Here is a 25,357-nt window from a genome sequence, read left to right on the forward strand (position 1 = left end):
TCGTTTCCGGTTGTTTGTTTCTTTGTCTTGGTTTTATCCGCCAGGCGCGTTCAGTGGCCCAGCATCGCCTGCTGCACCAGACGCTGCGCGGTGACGGCATCCTGTTCCGCCATCGCCGGTGCCAGCCTGTTGTCGCCGTCCAGCGTCTCCACCACGCGCAGCATGGAGCGCACGGTGGCGATGTTGGCCTCGCATTCCCGCACCGGATCGAGCCCGGTTAGATCGGGGAACGTGTCGAAATAGATCGGCCCGTCGAAGCCGTCGCGCTTCACCTGGCGCAGAAGCTCGATCGTCTGCACCGGATGCACGGCGCCCACCATCAGCCCATCGTCCCGCTTGGCGTAGCCGTCGTTCAGATGCAGGCCGAGAATGCGGCTATGGCGCGCGATCAGGGCTGCGGCGAAAGCCGGCTGCTCGTCGGCATAGAGCACATGCGCGAAATCCAGCGTCACGCCCAGATTGGGCAGGCCGATCTCGCGGATCGCCAGCAGCGTGGTGGCGCAATCCGGCAGCAAGCTGAAGGAGCGCGGCTCGTTCGGCTTGTATTCGATGCTGATCAGGCAATCGGGATCGTGCAGCGCCACTTCGCGCAGACCGTCGATCTCGTCCGCCCAGAGCCGGGCATAATCGGCCTGGAAGCTGTAATCGAACCCGTCCTGGCCGAGCCAAATCGTCATCAGCGCGCAACCCGCCTCGCGCGCCGCGTCGATGCCGCGCTTGGTGAGGTCGATCGCCTCGCGACGCACCGCCGCATCGGGATTGGTGAAGGCGCCGATCTTGAACGCGGGATTGGAATAATAGCGCATCGCCAGACCGTTCACGGCGAGTCCGAGATCGCGGATCGCGTTGCCGGTCTCGCGCGGGTTGGCCGCCAGATGGTCGGGATAGTTCAGGTCCACATCCGTCAGGCCCTTCGCGGTGGCGGCGCGCTCGGCCATCTGCAGCGGGGTCGGCTTGACATGGCCCGACGGCCAGAACGCATCCGGGCGGGATGCGAAGGAGTTCAGGCGTGTGGCGAAGCGAAGAGCGGAATGGGGCACGGGCTGAACCTGTCGTCGAGACCGACCGCTCACGAAACGCCCGGCCGGCGTGAAGAAAAAGACCGCAGCCGAGGCGATACCCCTTCTGCTGACGTGCATCTCTATGCCAACCGCGCAGACGAATCCAGACTTACTTCACGAATTTTCTCATATCGTGAAGTTTGCAGTAGCATGACCACCACAGAGGACGGCACGGTTCGTCCCGCGCCAGCTTTGCGTTAGGACAGGACCGATGGACGACGCGGCAGATCCCCGTTTGGTGGGCCCCAGGCTCAGAATGATGATGCCCAGCCTCACGCCGCTGGAGGCCAAGGTGGTGGAGCAGGTGCTGGCGCGGCGCGACTTCACCGAAGACACGGCCTTGCGTGATGTGGCGGAAGAGGCCGGCGTGTCCGAAGCCATGGTGGTGAAGATCGCCAAGAAGCTCGGTTTCGCCGGGTTCCGCGACTTCCGACGCAACCTCGCCTCCTACAACCGTCTGCCGATCGTGGAGATGCACGAGGAACTCTCGCCCGCCGACACGGGCGCCGAGATCGTGCAGAAGGTGTTCCGCGCCTCCATCCAGGCGCTCGAGGAAACGCTGGCCATCGTCGACGTGTCCGCGCTGGAACGCGCAGCCGCGCTGCTTCACGGTGCGAGACGGATCGATTTCTACGGCGTCGGCGGGTCGGCACAGATCGCGCGCGACGTCGCGCACAAATTCCTGCGCATCGGCATCTCCGCCACCGTGCACGACGACGCCCACATGATGCTGATGTCGGCGGCCCTGCTGGGACCGAACGACGTCGCGATCGGCTTTTCCCATTCCGGCGCGACCGCCATCACGCTCGAAGCGCTGCAGCGCGCCGCCGACAGCGGCGCCAGCACCATCGCCGTCACCAACTATCTCGGCTCCCCGCTCGCCGAGGCCGCCGGTATCGTGCTCTGCTCCACGGCGCGCGGATCGCCGCTTCTGGGCGAGAATGCCGCCGCCCGCATCGCGCAGCTCAACCTCCTCGACGCCGTCTTCGTCATGCTGGCGCAGCGCGATTACGACGGCGCGGAGAAGAACCTGTCCAGAACCCAGGAGGCGGTCCGGGGAAAACGCCGCCGCTGACCCGCAGCGCCATCACATCAGCCGCCGCCACAGACGGGCGAAGAACTCCAGCCCCCGCTCGCGCAGGGAGCGATGCGCCCAGTCCTCGTATTCCATCGTCACCGCGCGTTCGATCTGGGTGCGCAGAAGCGCCTCGATCTCGCCCGCCACGTCCGTCCCCATCACCACGGCGTCGATCTCGTTGTTGTAATGCACCGAGCGCCGGTCGAAATTCGAGGTGCCGATCACGGTCAGCACGCCGTCGAACGTCGCCACCTTGGCGTGCAGCATGGCGTTCCGCACCTCGTGGATCCGCACGCCGCATTTCAGCAGCGGCCCATACAGCGACCGCGCCGCATGCACCGCCGACTGCACGTCGCTGTAGCCCGGCAGCAGCAGATCCACCGTCACGCCGCGGCGCGCCGCCCGGCACAGCAGACGCCATTCGCGCCGCGTCGGCACGAAATAGCCGGTCGCCAGCACCAGATGCGACCGCGCGCCCCGGATCGCCGCCCGGATCGATTGATTGAACAGCGGCTTGCGCTCTGCGGGCGCGCTGCCGGCCACGCGCATGGTGTGCTGGCCGCAAGCCGGCCGCGCCGTCTCGTCCTGGCCCAGCAGGGGCGGATGCTCGGAACCGCCGCTCGAATCCCAGGTGCGGAAGAACAGCCGGTGCACCTCGTCCACCGCCGGCCCCGCGAACCGGATGCCGTTATCGACCCAGTACGCATGGTTGGCGTCGCGCCCGCGCCCGGCCGATTCCGGCGTCTCGTAGACGCGCGACATGTTCACGCCGCCCATGATCGCCAGCTCGCCATCCATCACGCACAGCTTGCGATGGTCGCGGTCGTTGACCGCCATGTTGAAGCGCTTCTTGAACGGGTTGATCGGGTGATACTCGACCAGCCGCACGCCGGCCTTCGCCAGCCGGTCGAACAGCCTGTCCGGCGTTCCGTTCGAGCCGATCGCGTCCCAGATCAGCGCCACCTCGACGCCGCGACGCACCGCCTGCTCCATCAGCGTGAAGAACGAGCGCCCGTCCAGCGTCACGTCGTCCGCGGTGTAGTATTCCATATGGACGTAGCGCTCGGCCCGCTCCAGCGCATCCATCACCGCCCGCACCACGGAGGCGCCGTCCGGCAGCACCTCCACCCGGTTGCCGGCGATCATCGCCGCGTCCGACACCTTGCGATGCCGGCGCAGATGGTGACGCCATAAACGCTCGGTTTTCTCAGTTGTCATAACAAGGCCCCGAGCCGGCCGGGGAGGCGGGCACTTTTGCCGAACCCCCGGGAAGGGTAGGAAGAGGCATGAAGCGGTTTTCCGTCAGTCGCCTGGACAAGTACGTGCTGCGCCAGCTCCTGGTCGCCCTGGCCGCGACCACGGGCGGGCTGGCCATGCTGATCTGGCTGACCCAGTCGCTGCGCTTCGTGAGCCTGGTGATCGACCGGGGCCTGTCGCTCCGGGTGTTCCTGGAACTGACCGGATTGCTGATCCCGAATTTCGTGGCGGTCATCCTGCCGATCACCACCTTCGTGGTCGCGCAGTTCGTCTACCAGCGCCTGTCCGGGGATCGCGAGCTGACGGTGATGCGGGCGGCAGGGCTGGCTCCATCGCGGATCGCGCGGCCGGCGCTCTACTGCACCACCATCGCGGTTCTGCTGTCCTACGTCCTGAACATATGGATCGTTCCGGCCTCCTATCACCGATTCCGGGAATACGAGTTCGAGATCCGCAACAAGATGGCCGCCTTCCTGCTGCAGGAAGGCGTCTTCACCCAGGTCTCGCCGACCATGACCGTGTATATCCGCGCGCGGGACAAGGACGGCACGCTGCGCGGCATCATGGTGGAAGACGACCGGCAGAAGGCGGTGCATGCCACCATCCTGGCGGAGCACGGCCATCTGGAAGCCAACGGCGACGTGCCCAAGGTGGTGCTGTTCGACGGGTCCCGCCAGGAGATCGACCGCAAGACCGGCCGCCTCAACGTGCTCACCTTCGCCCAGAACACCATCGATCTCGCCTCGGCCAACAAGAGCGACGACGTGCGCTATCGCGACTCCACCGAGATGTCCCTGGGCGAGCTGTTCCACCCCGATCCGCGGTTCGTGCAGCCGCGCGACCGCGGCAAGTTCCTGGTGGAAGCGCACCGTCGCCTCACTGCCCCGCTCACCGCCTTTTCCTTCACCATGGTCGCCTTGGTCGCGGTGCTGGCGGGCGGCTTCTCCCGCCATGGCGGCTACGGAAGGCCGATGGCCGCCATCGGCAGCGTGGTCGGGCTGCTGGCACTGGGCCTCGTGGTGCAGAGCGTGGCCGCGCGCAATGCCGCGCTGATCCCGCTGATCTGGCTGCAGGCGATCCTGCCCGGCCTGCTCTGCGCCGCCTACCTGTTCTGGCCGGAACTGCGGCAGCAGCGCGAAACCGGCGCTTCCCGTGCCGGCCGAGCGGTCGCCTGAGGCCGCCGCCATGCCCGTCGCCATCACCCTCTCGTTCTACATCTCGCGCCAGTTCACCCTGTCGATCCTGGCGCTGATCGCCTCGCTGACCGGCCTCGTCTCGCTGTTCGACTTCATCGACCTGCTGCGCCGCGCCGCCACCCGCCCGGACGTGCCGGCCAGCCTGGCGGTGGAGATCGCCGCCCTGCATCTGCCGTATTTCTGCATCCAGATCCTGCCCTTCGGCGTGCTTCTGGGCGGAATCGTGTGTTTCTGGCGTTTGACCCGCTCTTCCGAGCTGATCGTGGCCCGCGCCGCCGGCATCTCCGCGTGGCAGTTCCTGGCCGCTCCGCTCGCTTGCGCCATGGCAGTGGGCCTGATCGCCACCACGCTGATCAGCCCGCTGGCGGCAGCGACCTATTCCCGCGCCGAAGCGCTGGACAACATCTATCTGCGCAATTCCGGCGGCAGCCTGAACCTCGCCGGCGGCGAACTCTGGCTGCGGCAATCCGATCCCGGACTGCAGCCGGGCGGCGTCGCCATCCTGCATGCCCGCGGCGTGTCGCTGAAGCACGGCACCCTGTCGATCCGGCAGGTCAGCGTGTTCCGGCTCGACAACGCCGATCGCCTGCTCCAGCGCGTGGAAGCCGCCACGGGACGGCTCGACAAAGGCGCGTGGGATTTCGGGGATGCCAGCACGGTGGTGCCCGACCACATGCCGGTGCATGTCGGCGACATGAGCCTGCCCACCGATCTCACCGTCTCGCGCGTGCAGGAAAGCTTCGCCGCCCCCGACACGCTGTCGGTCTGGGCGCTGCCGAGCTTCATCCGGCTGCTGGACCGCTCCGGCTTCTCCTCCATCCGCCACAGGCTCCACTTCCAGTCGCTGCTGGCCCTGCCCCTCCTGGCCGGCACCATGGCGCTGGTTTCGGCCGGCTTCTCCATGCGCCCGGTCCGGCGCGGCGGCGTCGCCCGCATGATCGGCAGCGGCGTCGGCGCCGGCTTTCTGCTCTTCACCGTATCCAAGGTGGCGGAACAGTTCGGCCAGTCCGGCGCCCTGCCGCCGCTCATGGCCGCCTGGGCGCCCGCCGCCGCGGGTCTTCTGCTCGCCATCGCTCTTCTGCTGCACCTGGAGGATGGCTGATGCGCCGTCGCACCGTCGCTCCGTCCGCCAGGACGTTCCCGGCCTCACGCCCCGCTCCGGCGCCGGCCTCCGCCGCGCCGTCGCTCCGCAGACGGCTGCTCTGCGCCGGGCTATACGGCCTGTCTCTGGCCGGGCTGCCGTTCGAGATCGCCCGCGCACAGATCGCCATGCCCGGCGCGGGCCATGGCGGCGCACCGATGCAGCGCAACGAGCCGGTCACCTTCCGCGCCGACAGCGTGTCCTATGACAGCAAGGGCGGCATCGTCACATGGACCGGCCATGTGGAGATCTGGCAGAACGACCACGCGCTGCGCGCCGACCGCGTCACCTACGACCGCAACAGCGGCGTCGCCGCCGCGTCCGGGCACGTGGCGATCGTCGAGCCGGACGGCCAGGTGCTGTTCTCCGACTACGCCGAACTCACCCAGGGCATGCGTCAGGCCGTAATGACCGACATGCGCGGCATCATGGCCATGAACGGCAAGATGGCCGCCAACGGCGCACGACGCACCGACGGCAAGGTCAACGACCTGTCGCGCGTGGTCTATACCGCCTGCAAGGTCTGCGCCGAACACCCGGAGCACCCCCCCTTCTGGCAGATCCGCGCCTATGACGCGACCGACGACCTCGAACACAAACGCATCGAATATCGCGACGTCTATCTCGACATGTTCGGCCTGCCGGTCGGCTACCTGCCGTTCTTCTCCACCCCTGATCCATCGGTGAAGCGACAGAGCGGCTTCCTGCTCGGCGACATCTCGCCGCACGACAAGTATCTCGGCACCTACATCACCCTGCCCTACTTCTGGGCCATCGATCGCGAAAGCGACGCGACGTTCGTGCCCCTGCTCTCGACCCGCACCGGGCCGCAGCTCACCACCCAGTACCGGCACAACTTCAACAGCGGCATCCTGCGCATCACCGGCGCCGTCGCCTATGACACCACCAAGACCGGCGCTTATACAGCCACCAACGGCAACCAGGTCGCCGCCGTGGACGACAAGGGCGTGCAGGGCTACGTGTTCGCCAAGGCCCAGTTCAACTGGAACCAGTACTGGCGCTACGGCGCCGACGTGAACCTCGCCTCGTCCGCCAACTACATGCGCGACTACCGCATCACCGGCTACGGCGCCGACGTCCTGTCCAGCGACGCCTATATCGAGGGCTTCGGTACCGGCGCCTATTCGCGCATCGACGGAACCGCCTTCCAGGGCCTCAACGCCGGCGTCATCAACCAGAGCGAGCTGCCCTTCGTCCTGCCGCGCTATCAGTACTACTTCACCGGCACGCCGGACCGGCTCGGCGGCCGCTTCTCGCTCGGCACCTCGGACTTCAACATCTACCGCGCCAACGGCACCTCCGATCAGCGCGGACAGATCAGCCTGAACTGGGACCGGCCGTTCCACGACCGCTGGGGCCAGATGTTCGTGTTCACGACCCATCTCGACAGCTCGGTCTACAAGGCCACCAAGCTCGATCTGCTGCCGAACTACGCCGGCATCAACGCCGCCACCACCGCCCAGGCCCTGCCGACGGCGGCGTTGAAGATGAACTGGCCGTTCCTGAAGAGCATGCGCAACAGCTCGGTGATCCTGGAGCCGATCGTCCAGCTCATCGCCGCGCCGAACTACGGCAACAGCCGTACGCGCAACATGCCGAACGAAGACAGCCTCGACTACGAATTCACCGACAGCACGCTGTTCAACATCAACCGGCACGAGGGCACCGACCGCCTCGACGGCGGCCTGCGCGCCAATTACGGCCTGCACGCGAACTGGACCTTCGGGTCGCGACAGGTCGACGCCCTGGTCGGCGAAAGCCTGCAGCAGCATATCGACCGCAACCAGCTTCCCGATACCGGCCTGCAGACCCATGCCTCGGACATCGTGGCGCGCTTGCGCTTCACCCCGGTACGTTACCTCGATTTCACCGTCCGCGACCGGTTCGACCACAACACCGGCCGAACCAATTTCGCCGACGGCCTGTTCTCGGCCGGCGTGCCTTTGTTCTCGGTCACCGGCGGCTACATCTACAACCGGCGCAGCTTCTATTATTATTACAACAACAACATCTACACGAGCCTGCCGCTCAAGGCTTACCTGATCCCGACCAACGAAGGGACGATCGGCCTTTCCTCGACCTGGAAACAATGGCATGTCGCCGGCTACACACGCCGCGACCTGTCCAACAACCGCTTCGTCGCCATCGGCACCGATGCGTCCTACACCAATGACTGCTTCATCTTCGACGTCGCCTTCAACCGCCGCTACACCACCATCAACGGCGACAGCGGCGACACCTCCATCCTGTTCACCCTCACCTTCAAGACGCTCGGCACCTTCCCGGTGAACGGCTGAAGTTTCCAGGAACCGATCATGAGCTCCAGGCGCGCCCCTCGTTCCAACGGCCTCAAGCTGCGCGCGCGGCTCTGCGCGGCCGTGGGCCTCGCCGCCCTGCTCGCCTCAGGCGCGGCCATGGCCCAGACCGGCAGCCCGGCCCATCGGCACAAGCACGATCACGCCGCCGCCAAGACCGCCGCCGCGCCCGCGGGACCGGCCGACCAGGACCAGATCGTCGCCGTGGTGAACGGCCAGATCATCACCAAGCGCGACGTGGACGATCGCGCCCGCCTGTTTGCCCTGTCCACGGGCCTGCCGATGAACGCCGAGGTGCAGGACCGCCTGCGTCCGCAGATCACGCGGCAGCTCATCGACGAGAAGCTGCGCATGCAGGAAATCCAGCAGCGCCACATCAACATCCCGCTGACCCAGATCGCCAACGCCATCGCCGATATCGAGAAGCGCAACGGCATGCCGCCCAATGCCCTGCGCGACAAGCTCGCCGCGGACGGGGTTTCCATGACCACGCTGATCGACCAGATCCGCGTTCAGCTCGCCTGGACCGGCGTTCTGCGCGAACAGCTCGGCGACCGCGCCCGCATCACCTCGGCCGATATCCGGCAGCGCATCGCCGCCACCAAAAGCGAGACAGGCCAGCCCGAGTTCAATATCAGCGAGATCTTCGTTCCGGTCGAGGACCCCAAGAACAGCGGCGACGCGCTCAAATTCGCCGACACGGTGATCCAGCAGCTCCGCGCCGGCGCGCCCTTCCCCATCGTCGCGGCCCAGTTCAGCCAGAGCCAGACGGCGCTGGAAGGCGGCGCGCTCGGCTGGGTCCGTGCCGACACGCTCGATCCCGAGGTGGTGGCGCTCGCCAAGACCATGCCGGTCGGCGCCATCAGCAACCCGATCCGGGTCGCGGGCGGCTACGACATCATCACCCTGGCCGGGCGCAGGGAGGTGGGCAAGGACATGACCACCGTTCTCGATCTGCGCCAGGCCTTCATCCCGTTCAGCAGCCCGCTGAACCCGCAGGCGCCGACGCCGCAACAGGAACAGGCGCTGCAACAGGCCACCGCACTCGCCAAGGACGCGCATGATTGCGCCGCCATCGAAGCGGCCAACAAGACGTTCGGCGAGAAGCGCCCCGGCAATCCGGGCTCGGTTGAGCTCGACCGTCTCAACCCGCAAATGGCCAACGTGCTGACCAATCTGCCGGTCAATCAGGCGAGCCATCCGCTGGTCTCCGGCGACGGCATCGACGTGATCATGGTCTGCTCGCGCAGCCAGAAGAACCGCGCCGATCTCAACACCGAGGCCATCGCCGACCAGCTCCTGAACGAGCGTGTGGAGCTGGTCTCGCGTCAGCTCAACCGCGACCTGCACCGCAAGGCGGTGATCGACATGCGGCAGCCCTCCTGAGGACCCCGCTCCGATGAGCCTGCCGCGCGGCCTGCCCAGCCTGCGCGACGTCCTTGCCGAACATGGGCTCGACGCGCGCAAATCGCTCGGTCAGCATTTCCTGCTCGACCCGGCCCTGATCGCACGCATCGCCGCCCTGGCCGGGGATCTGCGCGGGCGCCACGTGGTCGAGGTCGGTCCCGGCCCGGGCGGTCTCACCCGCGCGCTGCTCGACACGCCGGCCGAGACCGTTTCCGCGGTGGAGGTGGACGAACGCGCCGTTCTGGTGATCGAGGCTCTGCGCCAGGCCATGGCGGCGGACGGCCAGCCGGACCGGCTGCGCCTGATCCAGGCCGACGCGACACGGCTCGATCTCGCCACGCTCTGCCCGGCGCCACGCCAGATCGTCGCCAACCTGCCCTATAATGTCGGCACGCCGCTTCTGGTCGGCTGGCTCCGGCGCGCCGCCGACTGGGAGCGGCTGACGCTGATGTTCCAGCTCGAAGTGGCCGAGCGCATCGTCGCCGCGCCGGATTCCGACCATTACGGCCGCCTCGCCGTGCTGTCGCAATGGTGCTGCGACACGGCCCTGCTCACGCGCATCCCGCCCGGTGCGTTTTCGCCGCCGCCCAAGGTATTCTCCGCCGTGGTCGGGCTCCGCCCGCACGCCGAACAACCGACGCCGGCATTGTTCTCGGCCATGGAACGCCTGACCGCCGCCGCCTTCGGCCAGCGCCGCAAGATGCTGCGCGGCTCGCTCAAGAGCCTCGGCGGAGAAGCCCTGCTCGACCGCGCCGGCATCGACGGACAGCGCCGGGCGGAAACGCTGGACATCTCTGAATTCGATCGCCTCGCACGGCTGCTCTAGCCGGTTTCAGAAGCAGGCCTCACGCAGACCAACCTCAGCCGCCTTGCCACCTCCAAGCCGGACGACTCATGGAGCTCACCGCTCGCTGGTCCGGTTTGGGAGCACACTTCAGAACGCGTCCCGGGAAACGACACCGTCCCGACTGCGGCAGAGGTTGTGTTCGTTTACACTCGCTTTACTTGGATGACGAGAACAGTATCGCTCTAATACCAAGATCGGATCATCATCTGATCTCCCGCCCGCATCTTGCCCCGGGATCTTCCTAAACAGGACGGCATCTCCGACCGTCGTGACATCCGGCGGCAGCGGCGGTCCAATCGACAGGTCGCCTTCCAACAACCCATTGTCGAGCCTTGATTTTCTGCGAGGATATTCCCCCACCGCCTTGCGACGGATGTGCGCATAGTTCGATCATGACGCAGCACGCCCGGCACGGACGATGCTCACGCCGCTGATCCTGCGTTGTCATAACGAACGCTGAAATCGAAAAAGTCGACCGCATTGAATCGTCTTTATAGAATAGTTTTGGTTTCTCGGACTATTCCAGCGCAACCATCGCCACGAAGAACGGTTGCAGGCCTCGTGTTGCAGCCGCCGCGAACGGCCGGCGCCGGGCGCGAACGCGCTCGCCCCCTCAACCCCCGGGCATATTCCGGGACAAGACCGGAGAGATCGGCATGGCGATCCGTTGCGTCAGGATGTGGACCGGAGACGACGGCAACTCCTTGTTCGAGGAGGGCCGGATCGTACTCGACGAAGGCGAGCGCGGCGATTTCATCGGCAAGCCCAGCGAAGCGGTCGAGATTTCCTTCCGGGAAACCGCATCCGGCGGATCGTTCGAATGGCACCAGGATCCGGTGCCCCGCTACGTGCTGACCCTCGCCGGCACGCTCGAGTTCGAGACCAAAAGCGGCGCCACCTTCACCATCCGCCCCGGCGACGTATTGCTGGCGCAGGACAATACCGGCACCGGCCACAAATGGCGGCTGATCGGCGACGAGCCCTGGCGCCGCGCCTATGTCGTCTATAAGGACGGCACCAACCTGCGTTTCCAGAAGAGCTGAGCGGAGGAAACGATCATGTCCGACACCGCCACCCATTACGATATCGTCCTGATCGGCGCCGGCATCATGAGCGCCACCGTCGGCACGCTGCTGCATGAGCTCGACCCCGGCCTGCGCATCGCCATCCTGGAACGGCTCGAAGATTGCGGACTGGAAAGCTCGCAGGGCTACAACAATGCCGGCACCGGCCACGCCGCCAACTGCGAGCTGAACTACACACCGCAGAAACCGGACGGCTCGGTCGACATCTCCAAGGCACTGGAGGTGAATGTCGAGTTCGACCTGTCACGTCAGCTCTGGACCCATCTGATCCGGAGCGGGGCCATCGCCGACCCAGCTGCGTTCATCCGCTCCTGCCCGCATATGAGCTTCGTGGTCGGCCATGACGACGTCGCCTTCCTTCGCAAGCGCCACGCGGAGATGAGCGCGCATCACTGCTTCGCGGGCATGGAGTTCACCGACGAGGCCGCCGCCATTGCCGACTGGGCCCCCCTGGTCATGCAGGGCCGCGACCCAAGCGACCCCGTCGCCGCCACCCGCATGGCGACCGGTGCGGATGTCGATTACGGCGCCCTCACCCACGCGCTGATTGGCCATCTCGGCCGCGACGGCGCCGCGTCGATCTTCTACCAGCACGAGGTCGATGGCCTTGCGCGCGAGGATGACGGGCGCTGGACCGTCCGCGCCACCGACAAGCGGAGCGGCGAGAAGACCACCCTGTCCGCCGGCTTCGTGTTCGTCGGCGCAGGCGGCGCGGCGCTGACGCTGATCCAGCGCTCAGGCATCCCCGAAGCGCACGGCTATGCCGGCTTCCCCGTGTCCGGCGTCTGGCTCCGCTGCAACAAGCCTGAGGTCGCCAAACGGCACCACGTGAAGGTCTACGGCAAGGCCGCGCATGGTTCGCCGCCAATGTCGGTGCCGCATCTCGACATGCGCGTGGTTGGCGGAGAGCATTCGGTGCTGTTCGGGCCCTATGCCGGCTTCTCGACCAAGTTCCTGAAGGAAGGCTCGCTGCTCGATCTGTTCAAGTCGATCCGCCTGGGCAATCTCGGCCCGCTGCTCGACGTGGCCGCGCACTCGTTCCAGCTCGAGGAATATCTCGTCGGCCAGGTCGTGCAGACGCCGCACCAAAAGTTCGAGACCCTGCAAACCTTCTATCCCGATGCCGATGAGAACGATTGGGAGGAAGCCGTCGCCGGTCAGCGCGTGCAGATCATCAAGCCCGACGGGCATGGCGGCGGCGAGCTGGTGTTCGGCACCGAATTGCTGGGTAACCACGACAATTCCATTGTCGCCCTGCTCGGCGCATCGCCCGGCGCCTCCACCGCCGCCTTCATCGCCATCTCCCTGCTGGAGAAATGCTTCAAGGACCGTCTGACGGACGCGGCCTGGCTGCCGAAGCTGAAGCAGATCATCCCGACCTACGGCATCGATCTGCGTCAAGATGCCGAGGCCTGCCGACGCACCCGTGCCGATACGGCCCCGGTGCTCGGCCTGCAGAACGTCTGAGGGAGCGGGACATGGCAGAGCAGGATCATCCGACGATGCGAGATCTCCCGGTCGGCATCGACGCCACCGGAAAACGCCGCGAGTTCGACTCCATGGGCGAGGTCGAGGTGCCGGCGGATCGCTACTGGGGCGCACAGACCCAGCGCTCGCTGCAGCATTTCTCCATCGGCCGCGACCATATGCCGGTCGAGGTGTACCGGGCTTATGGCGTGGTGAAGAAAGCCTGCGCGCTGGTGAACCGCGAGATCGGCGGTCTGCCGGGCTGGAAGGCGGACGCCATCGTCCACGCCGCCGACGAGGCGATCGACGGCAAGCTCGACGCGCATTTCCCGTTGTTCGTGTGGCAGACCGGCTCCGGCACGCAGAGCAACATGAACATCAACGAGGTGCTGTCCAACCGGGCGATCCAGCTTCTGGGCGGCGAATTGGGCTCCCAGAAACCGGTCGCGCCGAACGACGACGTCAACAAGAGCCAGTCCTCCAACGACAGCTTCCCCGCCGCCATGCATGTTGCAACGGTGGAACTGATCGACAGCCGCCTGCTGCCCGAACTCGACAGGCTCGCAAGCTGCATCGAGCAGAAGGCGGAAGGCTGGATGGAGGTGGTCAAGACCGGCCGCACCCATCTCCAGGACGCCGTGCCGCTCTCGGTCGGGCAGGAATGGTCCGGCTGGGCGGCGCAACTGCGCGCAGCCCAGCGCGAGATCGAACGCTCGCGCGAAGGTCTCTACGAACTGGCTCTCGGCGGCACGGCGGTCGGCACCGGGCTGAATGCCCCGAAGGGGTTTTCCGAACAGGTGGCGAAACGGATCGCCGATCTCACCGGCAAGCCGTTCGTCACGGCACCCAACAAGTTCATGGCGCAAGGCTCGCTCGACGCCATGGTACGCGCGTCGGCGGCGCTGCGCGGGCTGGCCGTGGCGCTGATGAAGATCGCCAACGACATGCGCTGGCTGGCTTCGGGTCCGCGCTGCGGACTTGGTGAGTTGAAGCTGCCGGATAACGAGCCCGGTTCGTCGATCATGCCGGGCAAGGTCAACCCGACCCAGTGCGAGGCGATCGTGATGATCGCGATTCAGGTGATCGGCGACGACAACGCGGTCGCCTTCGCCGGTAGCCAGGGCAACTTCGAGCTGAACGCGATGCGGCCGATCATCATCAACAACGTGCTGCACGGCGCTACCATCCTGGCGGACGGAATGGAGAAGTTCCGCACCTATTCGGTCGAAGGCACCGAGTTGAACCGCGACGCGATCGACCACAGCATCGACCGATCCCTGATGCTGGTCACGGCGCTCGCCCCGCATATCGGCTACCAGAACGCCGCTCACATCGCTGAGGACGCCGCCGCCACCGGCGATACCCTGCGCGACGCAGCGCTCCGCTCCGGCAAGATCGACGCCGACACCTTCGACCGCATCGTCGTGCCGGCCGACATGATCGGCGAAGGCGTCGCGGGAGCCTGAGTCGCGCGACCGGATTGGCCGCGACGGACAGCCGGCGCGTGGACACCTCAGTCCGGCTGCATCGCCGCCAGTTCGAGGCCGTTCCGATCGAGGAAGTGAAAGCGTCGGCCGCCGGGAAAGCCGAAAGCGGCCCGGCTGATCCGGCCTCCGGCGCGTTGCGCGGCGTCGAGATCATCCACCTGGATGACGGGAAGCGGTTGAGCCGGCGCTTCCTGCATATCGCCGTGCAAACCCAGATCGGTCTCTCCGTTCATCGTGCAGGAGTAGCTGGGGCCGAAATCGGTCAAGGCCCAACCGAATGCCTGCGAGTAGAAGGACCGCGCAGCGCCGAGATTCGGCGCCGGAAGTTCGACGAAACTGATACGGGCGACCATTCTGTTCCCCCTCACTGTCGTGTTGCGCGTTGTGCAGGCAAGCTCGCGACGCGGCGACCGATCCAGGGCCGTACGGCGTCCGGTTCCAGCATGATATCCGGGACGAGCACGTAGGATTTTCTGGGAAGCGCGTCCGGCTTGTAGCGAACGGAGCCGCCCCGTCTATCGCCAAGCGCGCATCGTGGTCCCGTCCGATCGGTTAGAGCATCAGCCCGATATCCGATCGCGAAGCGCCGAACATGGCGCAAAAGGACAGACCGAAATCCGGCGGAGCCACCCCGGTCAGCAACGCACGCACGGCGATCGGATCATGCGCCTTCCCAGCCGTTCCCTCTTATGCCCGTCCCGCCGCCGCGCGCTCCGCATCGAGCATGTAGTCGCGCGACAGGGGCACCGCCTCCGTCTCGCGCGTGAGTTGGAGCTGGAAGTTCATGTGACCCTGGCGGCGGAAGGCGATCTCCGAGCCGGCCAGATAGAGTTCGAACATGCGACAGAAGCGCTCGTCGTAGAGCCCGGCGATCAAGGCGCGATTGGCCTGAAAGCGGCTGCGCCAATGCGCGATCGTCTTGGCGTAGTGCAGACGCAGGATCTCGCAATCCGTGACCCAGAGGCCGGAGCGCTCCACGGCGGCGAAAGTCTCGCTCAGCGCCGGCGAATAGCCGCCGGGGAAGATGTATTTGTCCAGCCACGCATTGGTCGCGCCGGGCCCTTCCCTGCGGCCGATCGAATGCACCAGCGCCACGCCGTCATGGCGCAGGCAATCGCGTATGGCGCGGAAATAGCGGTCGAAATGGCCGATGCCGACATGCTCGAACATGCCCACCGACACGACCCGGTCGTAGCGCGCGGAGACCGAGCGATAATCCATCAGCTCGAACCGGACGCGGTCCTCCAGCCCGGCCTCGCGCGCACGCGCGCGCGCAGCGGCGAGCTGTTCGGTGGACAGGGTGATGCCGGTGACGCGTGCGCCGTAATCGCGCGCGAGCGTGAGCGCCATGCCGCCCCAGCCGCAGCCGATATCGAGCACCTCGAGATCGGGCCGGTCGAGTTTCAGCTTGGAGGCGATGTGGCGCTTCTTCAGCACCTGCGCTTCCTCCAGCGTCTCATCTCCGTGTGGGAAGTAAGCGCAGGAATATTGCCGGTCGCTATCCAGAAACAGGCTGTAGAGCTGGCCGCTGAGATTGTAGTGGTGCGCCACGTTGCGCTGCGCGCGCGGAGCCGGGTTGTATTGTGTCCAGAGTCGCTTGGCTTCCCGCAGGCGCGACGCGATCGCGGCGCCCGGATGGCCGCCATGCAGGGCCGCGACCATGAAGATGTCGAGCAGATCGTAGAGCGTGCCGTCAGTCAGCACGATCTTGCCGTCCATGTAGGCCTCGCCGAAGACGAGGCCAGGATTGAGCAGCATCCCCTTCTCGACCGAAGGATCCGTGAAGGCGATGCCAGCCTGGGGATCGCCGGTGCCGTAGGCGCGCTCGGTGCCGTCTGAATAGCGGACCCTCAAACGGCCCTGGCGGATGAAGCGCCGGAGCACGAGATCGAGCAAGCTGTTCATGGCGAACCTCCGCGTCAGTCCTCCCGGCAGGATGACGCGTTGCAACGCTCTCGGTCAAAAACCGCTCAGAACGGAAAAGGCCCGGAACCTCGCGGTTCCGGGCCTCCCGACTGTGGCAGAAGCGTAACGCTTCAGACCGTTTCGTCGTCCTCGGTCGCCTCGGCGTCGAACATCGCCTCGGCGTCCTGATCGTCCTCGTCCTCGTCGTCGCGGCCGATACGCTCGCCGCGGGCCTGGCGCTCGGCCTCTTCCACGGAACGGGCGACGTTGGCGACCACGCGGATGGTCACTTCCGGATGCAGCACCACGCGGACGTCGGCGAGGCCGAGCGTCTTGATCGGGTGGGCGAGCTGCACCTGCGAACGGTCGATGGTCAGACCGCCCTCGGCCGCGGCCACGGCGATGTCGCGCGGCGAGACGGAGCCGTACAGGCTGCCGCTGTCGCCGGCCTGGCGGATGATGACGACCGTCAGGCCGTTCACGCGCTCGGCGAGACGCTCGGCCTCCTCGCGACGCTTGAGGTTGTTCGCCTCGAGCTGGATGCGCTCGCGCTCGAAACGCTCACGGTTGTTGGCGTTGGAGCGGATCGCCTTGCCCTGCGGCAGAAGGTAGTTGCGGGCATAACCCGGCTTCACCTTCACGATCTCGCCCATCTGGCCCAGCTTCTCAACGCGCTGGAGCAGGATCACTTCGGTAGCGGACATGGTTCTGCTCCCTCAGCTCAGGATGTAGGGGAGCAGCGCCAGGAAGCGGGCGCGCTTGATGGCGTTGGCCAGCTCGCGCTGCTTCTTCGCGGACACCGCGGTGATGCGGCTCGGCACGATCTTGCCGCGCTCGCTCAGGAAGCGGCTCAGCAGACGCACGTCCTTGTAGTCGATCTTCGGCGCGTTCGGGCCGGAGAACGGGCAGGACTTGCGGCGACGGTAGAACGGGCGACGGGCGCCCACGGCGGTGCGACGGCCGGCCGGGCCGGTTTCCTCGCCAGCACCCTGGTTGTTGGTGGTCTGCGACATGGGTGCTTACTCCGCCTCGGCCATCTCACGGCCACCGCGCGGCGCGCGGTCGCCATCCTCGCCACGGGCGCGGAACTCTTCGCGATCGTCGTAGCCGCGCTTGCGGCCGCTATCGAAACGACCGGCCGGCTTCGGCCCGCGGAAACCGCGCTCGCGATCGTCACCCTTGCGGCTCAGGATCGCGGACGGCGCCTCGTCGATCGCCTCGACGCGCAGCGTCAGGAAGCGCAGCACGTCTTCGTTCAGGCCCAGCTGACGCTCCATCTCGGCGATGGAGGACGGCTTGGCGTCGAGGCCGAGCAGCAGGTAGTGGCCCTTGCGGTTCTTCTTGATGCGGTAGGCGAGGCTGCGAAGGCCCCAATATTCCCGCTTCTTCACCGAACCACCGTCGTTCTCGACCAGAACGGAGATGTTGTCGGCGATCAGGTCGACCTGAGCCTGGGTGATGTCGTTACGTGCGATCAGCACGCTTTCATACAGTGGCATGGGTTCTCCCTTCGGATGGTTCAACCCGACCGTTCCGGGGGGAATCCCGGCTGGCGGCGCCGTGGATCACGGCATGGGTATAGCCGGCGCGATGCCACTCGCTCCGGCAGGGAAGCCGCGGCGTAGAGCACGGAAGCCTGCGCCCGCGCAAGGGAAATCGCACCCAGGCCCGATCGGGCCGGTTCCGGGACGGAGGCTGCGTCAGCCTTCTTTCGGCCGTCGACACGATCACGTAGGATCGTCAGCGAAACGATCGGGGACGGAGGACGATATTCGTGCGACGGATCACGGCCTTGCACCTGTTCGCGACCCTCGTCATCGGCTGCGCCACCGCATCGTCGGCGCGGGCGGCCGATCCGGTCCGGGTGGGGCTGAAGGTGCTGGGCGACACCAGCGTCACGGCGCCGCTGCGCGCATGCCTGGAATCCGCCCTTTCGCACCGTCCAGGCCTCGTTCTGGTGGACCGGCTACCGGCCTACGAACTCGACGTCGTCCTCGACACCGACGTCAACGACAACGTCAATCCGGCGGGCGTGTCGCTGGCGATCGCCTTTGTGGATCATGCGAACGCGATCATCCTGGCGAAGGCCCTGTTGGGCGGGGCGCAGCCGACCGCCGACCCCAAGGTGCGCGACGCGGTGGTGGCGCTGTTCGCGTCCGGTGGCAGTCTGGAGCGGCTGAACGTGGCGCATATCGGCAAGCCGAACGCGCCCGCGACCGAGACGATATGCGGCAGGATCGCCGAGGATTTCGTCCGCAAGGTGCCAACCGCCGGCTGACCGGACCGGCATCGCACACCGCTGCTCCCGCCCGGCACGCCTGTCCTGAAAGGGAAGCGCCTATGCGCCTGCCGCTGGCTCGAACGCCGCGAATTCGTCCCGATCGGCAAAACTCGCCTGCGTGCCGGCGCGGGTCACCGACAGCGCCGCATAGCGCGTCGCCTGCGCCAGCGCGGGACGCAGCGCCAGACCACCCATGTAGTGCGCCGCGAACGCGCCGATGAACGCATCGCCGGCGCCGCTCGTGTCGCGCGCCTGCACGCGCACCGGCGGCAGGTGCTCCACCCCATCCGGCGTCACCAGCAGCGCACCGTCACCACCCAGCGTCACCACCACCGTGCCCATCCCGCGCGCGAGCAGGAGCTGCGCGGCCTCCGTCGCCTGCTCGACCGTTCCGGTTTCCCGACCTGTCAGCAGCGCCAGCTCGGTCTGGTTCGGCATGAAGAACGCCACGTCCTTCACCCGGTCGAGATCGAGCGCAGGGTTGGCCGGGGCCGGGTTCAGCAGCACCGGCACGCCCTGCCCCCGCGCCCAGTCGATGGTGTGGTAGACCGTCTCCAGCGGCACTTCGAGCTGCAACACGATCAGCCCGCATCGGGCCAGATCGGCTGCCGCCGCATCCACATCAGCCGGCGAGAGATGGTCGTTGGCGCCCTTGACGATCAGGATCGCGTTCTCGCCGTTGGGGTCGATGAAGATCGGCGCGACGCCGTTCGCCGTTCCCGGCGCCGTTCGCACATGGCGCACATCCACGCCGTTGCGATCCAGATTGGCCTTCACGTCGCCGCCGAACAGATCGTCGCCGACCCGCGTCACCATCATCACCGACGCCCCCAGCTTGGCCGCCGCGACCGCCTGATTGGCGCCCTTGCCGCCGAAACCCATGGCGAAGCCCGGCGCTTCCAGCGTTTCGCCCCAGCCCGGCATGCGCCCCACCGTCGTCACCAGATCGACCATGTTGCTGCCGACCACGCCGATCATTCCGGACACGCTTCCGCTCCCCATCCCGCTCACGGCGCGATCGCCGCTTCCATTCTCTCTGCCGCCCCTGCATCGAGAAACCCGATCTCGACCGCGAACCGGACTTCCTCGCCCGCCCCCAGAAAGCGGACATTCCCTTTGGCCGATTCGGCCTCGTAGCCCTCCGGCTCGCAGGTGGAGGGCAGCGCGAACGCCGCCACCCCCACATCGCCGTCATGCATCAACCAGCGCACGCAATGCGGCAGCGCGTCCGGCCGGTGCGACAGGCTGTATGCCCAGCCTTCCGGCGAACGCAGCAACTGCGTTGCCCATCCATCGGCGTCCGTGCGCAGCCCCGACAGGTAGAACACCTGCTCCGGCTCGAAGGCAGCCGGATCGGACAGGGTCCGCGCCCGCGACGGCTCCGCACCGAACGCCTCGATCCGCGCCAGATAGGCCGGGTCCGGCCGCACATGGCGCGGCACGGCGCGGCGCACACGCACATGCTCGGGCGTCCACGGCATCGGCTGCACGATGCGCCCGTGCTCGACGAAACCGGGATTGACGTGCGCCATGTACATCAGCGGCATCGGCCGTGCGGACCGGTTGCGCACCGCCATGCCGAACGCGAATGCGGTGCCGTCCGCACGCAACGTCACGCTCGGACGCGCCAGATAGGCGGCGCCGAACCCTTCCGTATGCACCCGCTCGCCGACCAGGCGCAGCGCCGGGCCATCCGGACCGTCGAGCAGTTCGATCGCCGCGTCGTTCATCGTCGCACAGGGAAACTCGCCATGCGCGGCATGGTCGTCACGGGGCCCCGGAACGCCGTTGCGCAGCAACCCGCTATGGAAGGCGAGGCAGCCATAGGTCTCGCCGATCGTCCGGGCGCCCGACACCGGCTCGGCGAACAAGGAGCGCATACCCAGACGCACGCCGTCGAACGTCGCGTCCCAGACCATCTGCCCCATCCAGGGCAGCACGGTCACGCTGCCGCGCGCATTGGCCAGCGTCAGGCCGCGCACCCCGCCCGGATAACGGAACAGGCTGGCGGACAGCGTGCCCGCCTGCACCACCGGACCGTCCGGCGCGTCCTGGCGCAGCGGGATGCGCGCACGCACGGGGGCGGTGTCCGGCTCAGCCACGACGGGTCCGGAGCGCGTTCAGCGCGATGGATAGCAGCAGGAACGCCCCCCAGATGAAATCCACCAGGAAGTTGCTGAACCGCATGATCTGCAGGCCGGACGAGAGCAGCATCAGCGCGATCAGCGCCAGCACGATGCCGGGCACCGAGCCGCGACCGCCGGCCGGGTTGGTCCCGCCCAGCACCGCGATCAGCACCGCCTGCAACAGATAGGACACGCCGTAATCCGACTTGGCGGCGTTGGTGCGGCCGCTCAGGATGATTCCGGCAAGGCTCGCCAGAACGCCGCTCAACACATAGGACAGCCATACCGTCCGCACCGTGTGCAGGCCCGCGAACCGCGCCGCACGCGCCGAGGTGCCGATCAGCTTCAGGCCGACGCCGAACGGGGTGCGCGCCAGGATCAGCCAGACCGCGCCGGCCGCCAGCAGGAACACCAGGGCCGGGATTGCGACGCCGCCCAGCGTGCCGTTGCCGATCGCGCCCCAGCTGCGGGGAAAGCCGACGATCGCAGGCCCGCCGGTCAGCACCAGGGCGATGCCGGTGAAGATCTGCCCGGTGCCGATGGTGGCCAGGATCGGCGTGATCTTGGCCTGCGACACCAGGGCCCCGTTCAGCGCGCCGCCCAGCAGCCCGACGCCGAGCGCGATCAGCACGCCGACCAGCACCGGACCCGCGGCCAGACCGGCCAGACCCGGTCCGTGCGCCCCACCGACGGCATGAAAGAACATCCCGGCCAGAATGCCGGCCAGATTGGCGATGCCGATCACCGAAAGGTCGATGCCGCCGGTGAGCATCGTCACCATCATCGCCACCGCCAGCAGGCCGAGTTCCGGCGCCACGAAGGTGATGGATTCGAACACGTAGGGCCGCAGGAACCGGCGCGGCTCCAGGAAGCTCATCCCCACGAACACCAGAACGGTGAGCAGCAGAAGCTGCGCGATCGCCGGATCGATCCGGCGCAGACGTGCGGCCAGCGCGCTCATGCTCCCACTCCCCGTCCGGCGCCGCGCTGGCGCCTCTGGTCGCGCCAGGCGGTGATGCCCGCGGCGCCGACCACGACCAGACCCACCACGACGCGCTGCCAGGTGGTGTCGATATGCATGATGATCAGGCTGTTGGTGAGCAGTACGAAGGTGAACACGCCGAGCATGGTGCCTACCACCGAGCCACGTCCGCCGAAGATGCTGGCCCCGCCGAGCACCACGGCGGCGATCACGTCGATCTCCGAGCCCGCCATGTCACGCGGGTTCGCCACCCAGATCATCGACCCGTGCAGCAGCCCGGCGAAGCCCGCGAGCGCACCGGCCAGACCGTAGATCAGCAGGCGCGTGTTGCGCACCGAGAACCCGGCCCGTCGCGCCGGCTCCTCGCCGCCGCCCAGCGCATAGATGCCGCGCCCCGCCAGGGTGTGACGCAGCAGCAGATGCACACCGACCGCGATCAGCAGGTAGAGCGGCACCATCGCCGACAGGCCGACATGGCCGTCGCCGCTTTTCAGCGTGAAGAGCTGCGTGTTGGCGAACGCGATCAGCCGGTGCGGCATCTCGTCGATATTGATCTGGCTGGCGCTCACCCCGCCCAGCAGCAGACCGCGCACGGCGGTGCCGGTGCCCAGGGTGACGATCAGCGGGATCATGCGCAGACCATGCACGAACACGGCATTCAGAAGCCCGAGCCCGAGCCCGATCAGCGTCGCGACGACGAACGGCAGCACAACGCCGTCATAGCCGGTGGCGATCATGCCCTTGATCGTCAGATACATCGCGGCGATGGCGAAGGCGGGAAACGACACGTCGATGCCGCCCGACAGCATCACCAGCAAAACGCCCAGCGCCAGAATGCCGGTGACCACGTTGGCGCGCAGCAGGCTGAACAGGTTGGCAGGGTCCCAGAAGGCCGGGTTCACCGTGCCGATCACCAGCATCAGCACCACCGCCAAAGCCGCCACCGCCCATTCCGGCTGACGCGACAACAGCGTGCGCAGGCCGGCGAGGGACGAACGGGCCGGGATCGCCGCGCCGCTCACGACAGCCCCCGCAGGCGCTCGGACAGAAGCGCCTCGCGCTCGGCCGGCGGCAATCCGGACGGGATCGCGCCGCGCAAACGGCCGCGATGCATCAACAGGATGCGATTGCAGTTCGCGCACAGCTCCGGGATGTCGTCGGAGATCATGATCACACCCAAACCTTTTTCCACCGCCAGCTGGCGTATGGCGCGGTGGATTCCCGCCTTGGAGCCCACATCCACGCCGACGGTCGGTCCGTTCAGGATCAGAAGGCGCGGATTACGCAGGAGCCAGCGCCCGATCAGCACGCGCTGCTGATTGCCGCCGGAAAGCTGCATCACCGGCCGCTCGCCGGTCGGCGTGGCGACGGTCATTGCGCGGATGGTGTCCGCGGCGACGCGGTCGGCTTCGCGGCTGCGCAGAACGCCCCAGCGCGACAAAGCCGGAAGGGACGCGGCGACGATGTTGCGGTTGATGGTCTCGGGCAGGAACAGCCCTTCCGTCAGCCGGTCCTCCGGCACGTAGGCGATGCCGGCATCGGTCGCGCGACGCACGGCATCGAGCCGCACCACCTCGCCATCGAGCCTGATCTCGCCTGCGTATTTCGGGCGCATGCCGAACAGCGCCAACGCCAGCTCGGTGCGTCCCGAGCCCAGCAGGCCTGCGATGCCGACGATCTCGCCGGCGCCGACCGCGAACGACACATCGTCCAGTTCGCCTGGAACGGACAGCCCACCGACGGACAAACGCGGCACGGCGTCGGCTGCCAGAACGGGGCCTTCGAACGCCACCTCGTCCAGTTCGGCACCGGTCATGGCACGCGTGATCGCGGCTTCGTCGAACTGCCGGATCGGTCCTTCCGCCACCACGCGGCCGGAACGCAGAACGGTAAGCCGCTCGGAAATATCGAGCATCTCTCGCATCTTGTGACTGACGAACAGAACGGCGATCCCGCGCGCCTGGATCTCGCGCACCACGCCGAACAGCACATCGACCTCGCGGCCGGTCAGCGCCGTGGTCGGCTCATCCATGATCAACAAACGCGGCTGCGCCATCAGAGCGCGGGCGATCGCGACCAGCTGCTTGCCGGCGGTGGGCAGCATCTCGACGGTGGTGTCGAGATCGAGCGCCACGCCCAGCTGACGCACCGCTTCTTCCGCATGCGCGCGCATGCGGCGCCAGGACACGACCTTCCGCCCTTCGCGCAGTTCGGCGCCGATCGACAGGTTCTCCGCCACCGTCAGGTTCGGGAACAAGGAGAAATCCTGGTAGATCACCTGGATGCCGAGCGCGATCGCGCGTCGGGGATCGAGCGCCTGCTCCTCCTTGCCGTCGATCAGGACGGTGCCGCCATCGATCCGGTTGACGCCGGAGATCACCTTGATCAGCGTCGATTTGCCGGACCCGTTCTCCCCGGCCAGGCAATGGATCTCGCCCGGCCGGATCGACAGAGACACGCCGCCCAGCGCCTTCACCCCGGCGAACTGCTTGGAGATATCCCGCAGTTCGACCAGCGCCGTTTCCGCCATGATGCTGCGCTCAGAAATTGTATTCGTTCATGTTGGCCTTGGTGACGCCGACCCAGCCCTTCCCGTACAGAACGTTCTTGCGGCCGGCAGCGCCGAGCGCCAGGGATTCGTATCCGTGCAGGCCGAGATCGAGTCCGGGCGCGATCGGCTTCTTGGCCAGGGCCATCACCGCCAGGATGTTCATCGCGTAGCCCGCGATCGCCGGATCCCAGAACTGGATGTAATTGATGTCGCCATCCTTCAGATACTGGCCGGCGACGGAGACGAGACCGGTTCCGGCGAAGAACAGCTTGCCCTTCAGGCCACGCTCGGCGATCAAACGCCCCGCACCCGCCGAAGTCGGCATCGGCGCGCCCAGGATGCCGCGCAGATTCGGATAGGTGGTGAGCACTTCCTTGAGTTTGTTGTAGTCGGTGGTCGCGTCGTCGTTGGTTTCGATGCGCTGCGTCACCTGGAACATCTTGGGGAAATGCTCCTTCTGATACGCGACGCCGCCATCGATCCATTCGTTCTGCGACGTGGCGGTCAGCGACCCGACGGTGGCGACGTAACCGCCCTCCCCGCCCATCTGCTGGCCCAGATTCTCCATCAGCTTGGCGCCGTAGGCGTGGTTGTCGAACGCCTCGATGTCCCAATCGGTGTTCTGAAGGTTGGACGCCTCGTGCGAGATCACGACGATGCCCTGCGCGCGCGCCTTCTGCAGCACGGGCTCCACCGCTTCCACCGAGAACGGAACGATGCAGATCGCATCGACGCCCTGGGCGATCAGGCTTTCCACGATCTGCACCTGGGCGGCGGCGTCGGCCTGGCTTGGCCCGACCATCCAGACGTCATGGCCCTGATCGGCGCCGAACTGCTTCACGCCCACGCGCATGCGGTCGAACCAGGCGATTCCGTCCACCTTCACCACGGTGGCGATGGTGTATTTCTTGGTGGCCTTGGCCGAGATGTCCTTCGGCACGCCGGACACGTTCACGGCTTCCGACGCCGCAGCATGCGCCCGGCTGCCGCACAGCAGAGCAGTCGCGGCGGCCGAGGCCAGCAGAGAGAATTGGCGCCTGTTGATGGTGGTCATGGTCCTGTTTCCTTCCCCGTTCCGGCCGCCGGCTGGTTGTTCCGCCGTGCTTTCGCCGTTCGCCCTTGCAGGCACTCGCTTTTCCTCGAACAGGCT

23 protein-coding genes are annotated in these 25,357 nt (G+C 66.9%); 10 read left to right on the forward strand and 13 right to left on the reverse strand.

Annotated elements, in window-relative coordinates; all coding sequences use genetic code 11:
* Window positions 1-50 precede the first annotated feature (50 nt).
* Window positions 51-1,040 (reverse strand): sugar phosphate isomerase/epimerase family protein, encoded by a 990-nt coding sequence (locus ACZ5BM_RS04235; RefSeq protein WP_498910138.1) that lies wholly within the window; start codon window positions 1,038-1,040, stop codon window positions 51-53.
* Between the two features lie 232 nt (window positions 1,041-1,272).
* Here ACZ5BM_RS04235 and ACZ5BM_RS04240 point away from each other — a divergent pair, with 232 nt between their 5' ends.
* Window positions 1,273-2,136: a MurR/RpiR family transcriptional regulator gene (locus ACZ5BM_RS04240; protein WP_498910139.1), complete on the forward strand. Its 864-nt coding sequence runs from the start codon at window positions 1,273-1,275 to the stop codon at window positions 2,134-2,136.
* A 12-nt stretch (window positions 2,137-2,148) separates the two neighbouring features.
* Here ACZ5BM_RS04240 and ACZ5BM_RS04245 read toward each other — a convergent pair whose 3' ends face one another.
* Window positions 2,149-3,357, reverse strand: a complete 1,209-nt coding sequence (locus ACZ5BM_RS04245) for a phospholipase D-like domain-containing protein (protein ID WP_498910141.1) — start codon at window positions 3,355-3,357, stop codon at window positions 2,149-2,151.
* Window positions 3,358-3,425: 68 nt separating this feature from the next.
* Between ACZ5BM_RS04245 and lptF the strand changes: the two genes are divergently transcribed.
* The 8 genes from lptF (at window position 3,426) to fumC (ending at window position 14,341) form a co-directional block, all read left to right on the forward strand.
* Window positions 3,426-4,571 carry an LPS export ABC transporter permease LptF gene (gene lptF, locus ACZ5BM_RS04250; RefSeq protein ID WP_498910142.1) on the forward strand — a complete coding sequence of 382 codons (1,146 nt, stop codon included), beginning with the start codon at window positions 3,426-3,428 and terminating at the stop codon, window positions 4,569-4,571.
* 10 nt (window positions 4,572-4,581) lie between these two features.
* Window positions 4,582-5,694 carry an LptF/LptG family permease gene (gene lptG / locus ACZ5BM_RS04255; protein WP_498910144.1) on the forward strand — a complete coding sequence of 371 codons (1,113 nt, stop codon included), beginning with the start codon at window positions 4,582-4,584 and terminating at the stop codon, window positions 5,692-5,694.
* A complete protein-coding gene (locus ACZ5BM_RS04260; RefSeq protein ID WP_498910145.1) occupies window positions 5,694-8,051 on the forward strand; it encodes an LPS-assembly protein LptD in 2,358 nt (785 codons plus the stop codon). Before lptG ends, ACZ5BM_RS04260 begins: the two co-directional genes overlap by 1 nt.
* An 18-nt stretch (window positions 8,052-8,069) precedes the next feature.
* Complete coding sequence (locus ACZ5BM_RS04265; protein WP_498910146.1) at window positions 8,070-9,455, forward strand: peptidylprolyl isomerase family protein; 1,386 nt, start codon at window positions 8,070-8,072, stop codon at window positions 9,453-9,455.
* Between the two features lie 13 nt (window positions 9,456-9,468).
* On the forward strand, window positions 9,469-10,302 hold the full coding sequence (gene rsmA, locus ACZ5BM_RS04270) for a ribosomal RNA small subunit methyltransferase A (protein ID WP_498910147.1): 834 nt from the start codon (window positions 9,469-9,471) through the stop codon (window positions 10,300-10,302).
* A gap of 677 nt (window positions 10,303-10,979) precedes the next feature.
* Window positions 10,980-11,366 carry a cupin domain-containing protein gene (locus tag ACZ5BM_RS04275; RefSeq protein WP_498910148.1) on the forward strand — a complete coding sequence of 129 codons (387 nt, stop codon included), beginning with the start codon at window positions 10,980-10,982 and terminating at the stop codon, window positions 11,364-11,366.
* Between the two features lie 15 nt (window positions 11,367-11,381).
* Entirely contained in the window at window positions 11,382-12,875 is a 1,494-nt protein-coding gene (mqo, locus tag ACZ5BM_RS04280) for a malate:quinone oxidoreductase (protein WP_498910149.1), read from the forward strand.
* Between the two features lie 11 nt (window positions 12,876-12,886).
* Complete coding sequence (fumC, locus tag ACZ5BM_RS04285; RefSeq protein WP_498910150.1) at window positions 12,887-14,341, forward strand: class II fumarate hydratase; 1,455 nt, start codon at window positions 12,887-12,889, stop codon at window positions 14,339-14,341.
* A gap of 47 nt (window positions 14,342-14,388) precedes the next feature.
* Here fumC and ACZ5BM_RS04290 read toward each other — a convergent pair whose 3' ends face one another.
* The 5 genes from ACZ5BM_RS04290 to rpsF all read right to left on the reverse strand — a co-directional run bounded on the left by ACZ5BM_RS04290 (window position 14,389) and on the right by rpsF (window position 17,766).
* Window positions 14,389-14,715 (reverse strand): VOC family protein, encoded by a 327-nt coding sequence (locus ACZ5BM_RS04290; protein ID WP_498910151.1) that lies wholly within the window; start codon window positions 14,713-14,715, stop codon window positions 14,389-14,391.
* A gap of 334 nt (window positions 14,716-15,049) precedes the next feature.
* The gene (locus ACZ5BM_RS04295; protein ID WP_498910152.1) at window positions 15,050-16,267 is read right to left on the reverse strand and encodes a class I SAM-dependent methyltransferase; all 1,218 of its coding nucleotides are present in this window, start codon (window positions 16,265-16,267) and stop codon (window positions 15,050-15,052) included.
* A 131-nt stretch (window positions 16,268-16,398) separates the two neighbouring features.
* A complete protein-coding gene (rplI, locus tag ACZ5BM_RS04300; RefSeq protein ID WP_498910153.1) occupies window positions 16,399-16,971 on the reverse strand; it encodes a bL9 family ribosomal protein in 573 nt (190 codons plus the stop codon).
* 12 nt (window positions 16,972-16,983) lie between these two features.
* Window positions 16,984-17,280, reverse strand: a complete 297-nt coding sequence (rpsR, locus tag ACZ5BM_RS04305) for a small ribosomal subunit protein bS18 (protein WP_498910154.1) — start codon at window positions 17,278-17,280, stop codon at window positions 16,984-16,986.
* A gap of 6 nt (window positions 17,281-17,286) precedes the next feature.
* On the reverse strand, window positions 17,287-17,766 hold the full coding sequence (rpsF, locus tag ACZ5BM_RS04310) for a 30S ribosomal protein S6 (protein ID WP_422862501.1): 480 nt from the start codon (window positions 17,764-17,766) through the stop codon (window positions 17,287-17,289).
* A gap of 275 nt (window positions 17,767-18,041) precedes the next feature.
* On the opposite strand from rpsF, the gene ACZ5BM_RS04315 reads away from it, so the two are divergent.
* The gene (locus ACZ5BM_RS04315; protein ID WP_498910155.1) at window positions 18,042-18,545 is read left to right on the forward strand and encodes a hypothetical protein; all 504 of its coding nucleotides are present in this window, start codon (window positions 18,042-18,044) and stop codon (window positions 18,543-18,545) included.
* A gap of 60 nt (window positions 18,546-18,605) precedes the next feature.
* Here ACZ5BM_RS04315 and rbsK read toward each other — a convergent pair whose 3' ends face one another.
* The 6 genes from rbsK to ACZ5BM_RS04345 are packed head-to-tail and all read right to left on the reverse strand — an operon-like array spanning window position 18,606 to window position 25,261.
* Window positions 18,606-19,526, reverse strand: coding sequence for a carbohydrate kinase family protein (rbsK, locus tag ACZ5BM_RS04320; protein WP_498911482.1), 921 nt, complete (start codon window positions 19,524-19,526; stop codon window positions 18,606-18,608).
* 29 nt (window positions 19,527-19,555) lie between these two features.
* Window positions 19,556-20,650: an aldose epimerase family protein gene (locus ACZ5BM_RS04325; RefSeq protein ID WP_498910157.1), complete on the reverse strand. Its 1,095-nt coding sequence runs from the start codon at window positions 20,648-20,650 to the stop codon at window positions 19,556-19,558.
* Complete coding sequence (locus ACZ5BM_RS04330; RefSeq protein ID WP_498910158.1) at window positions 20,643-21,635, reverse strand: ABC transporter permease; 993 nt, start codon at window positions 21,633-21,635, stop codon at window positions 20,643-20,645. The genes ACZ5BM_RS04325 and ACZ5BM_RS04330 overlap by 8 nt, the downstream gene beginning before the upstream one ends.
* Window positions 21,632-22,678: an ABC transporter permease gene (locus tag ACZ5BM_RS04335; RefSeq protein WP_498910159.1), complete on the reverse strand. Its 1,047-nt coding sequence runs from the start codon at window positions 22,676-22,678 to the stop codon at window positions 21,632-21,634. Before ACZ5BM_RS04335 ends, ACZ5BM_RS04330 begins: the two co-directional genes overlap by 4 nt.
* Window positions 22,675-24,186: a sugar ABC transporter ATP-binding protein gene (locus ACZ5BM_RS04340; RefSeq protein WP_498910160.1), complete on the reverse strand. Its 1,512-nt coding sequence runs from the start codon at window positions 24,184-24,186 to the stop codon at window positions 22,675-22,677. The genes ACZ5BM_RS04335 and ACZ5BM_RS04340 overlap by 4 nt, the downstream gene beginning before the upstream one ends.
* A 10-nt stretch (window positions 24,187-24,196) precedes the next feature.
* Complete coding sequence (locus ACZ5BM_RS04345; protein WP_498910161.1) at window positions 24,197-25,261, reverse strand: autoinducer 2 ABC transporter substrate-binding protein; 1,065 nt, start codon at window positions 25,259-25,261, stop codon at window positions 24,197-24,199.
* Window positions 25,262-25,357: the final 96 nt, after the last annotated feature.

The sequence above is a fragment of the Lichenicola sp. GTC18331 genome, from assembly GCF_055386855.1.

Bases quoted from the DNA above. Each gene is read 5' to 3' on its own strand.
- ACZ5BM_RS04240 (WP_498910139.1), top strand. From the start codon at position 1,273: ATGGACGACGCGGCAGATCCCCGTTTGGTGGGCCCCAGGCTCAGAATG.
- ACZ5BM_RS04245 (WP_498910141.1), bottom strand. From the start codon at position 3,357: ATGACAACTGAGAAAACCGAGCGTTTATGGCGTCACCATCTGCGCCGG.
- lptF (WP_498910142.1), top strand. From the start codon at position 3,426: ATGAAGCGGTTTTCCGTCAGTCGCCTGGACAAGTACGTGCTGCGCCAG.
- lptG (WP_498910144.1), top strand. From the start codon at position 4,582: ATGCCCGTCGCCATCACCCTCTCGTTCTACATCTCGCGCCAGTTCACC.
- ACZ5BM_RS04260 (WP_498910145.1), top strand. From the start codon at position 5,694: ATGCGCCGTCGCACCGTCGCTCCGTCCGCCAGGACGTTCCCGGCCTCA.
- ACZ5BM_RS04265 (WP_498910146.1), top strand. From the start codon at position 8,070: ATGAGCTCCAGGCGCGCCCCTCGTTCCAACGGCCTCAAGCTGCGCGCG.
- rsmA (WP_498910147.1), top strand. From the start codon at position 9,469: ATGAGCCTGCCGCGCGGCCTGCCCAGCCTGCGCGACGTCCTTGCCGAA.
- ACZ5BM_RS04275 (WP_498910148.1), top strand. From the start codon at position 10,980: ATGGCGATCCGTTGCGTCAGGATGTGGACCGGAGACGACGGCAACTCC.
- mqo (WP_498910149.1), top strand. From the start codon at position 11,382: ATGTCCGACACCGCCACCCATTACGATATCGTCCTGATCGGCGCCGGC.
- fumC (WP_498910150.1), top strand. From the start codon at position 12,887: ATGGCAGAGCAGGATCATCCGACGATGCGAGATCTCCCGGTCGGCATC.
- ACZ5BM_RS04290 (WP_498910151.1), bottom strand. From the start codon at position 14,715: ATGGTCGCCCGTATCAGTTTCGTCGAACTTCCGGCGCCGAATCTCGGC.
- ACZ5BM_RS04295 (WP_498910152.1), bottom strand. From the start codon at position 16,267: ATGAACAGCTTGCTCGATCTCGTGCTCCGGCGCTTCATCCGCCAGGGC.
- rplI (WP_498910153.1), bottom strand. From the start codon at position 16,971: ATGTCCGCTACCGAAGTGATCCTGCTCCAGCGCGTTGAGAAGCTGGGC.
- rpsR (WP_498910154.1), bottom strand. From the start codon at position 17,280: ATGTCGCAGACCACCAACAACCAGGGTGCTGGCGAGGAAACCGGCCCG.
- rpsF (WP_422862501.1), bottom strand. From the start codon at position 17,766: ATGCCACTGTATGAAAGCGTGCTGATCGCACGTAACGACATCACCCAG.
- rbsK (WP_498911482.1), bottom strand. From the start codon at position 19,526: ATGATCGGCGTGGTCGGCAGCAACATGGTCGATCTGGTGACGACGGTG.
- ACZ5BM_RS04330 (WP_498910158.1), bottom strand. From the start codon at position 21,635: ATGAGCGCGCTGGCCGCACGTCTGCGCCGGATCGATCCGGCGATCGCG.
- ACZ5BM_RS04340 (WP_498910160.1), bottom strand. From the start codon at position 24,186: ATGGCGGAAACGGCGCTGGTCGAACTGCGGGATATCTCCAAGCAGTTC.
- ACZ5BM_RS04345 (WP_498910161.1), bottom strand. From the start codon at position 25,261: ATGACCACCATCAACAGGCGCCAATTCTCTCTGCTGGCCTCGGCCGCC.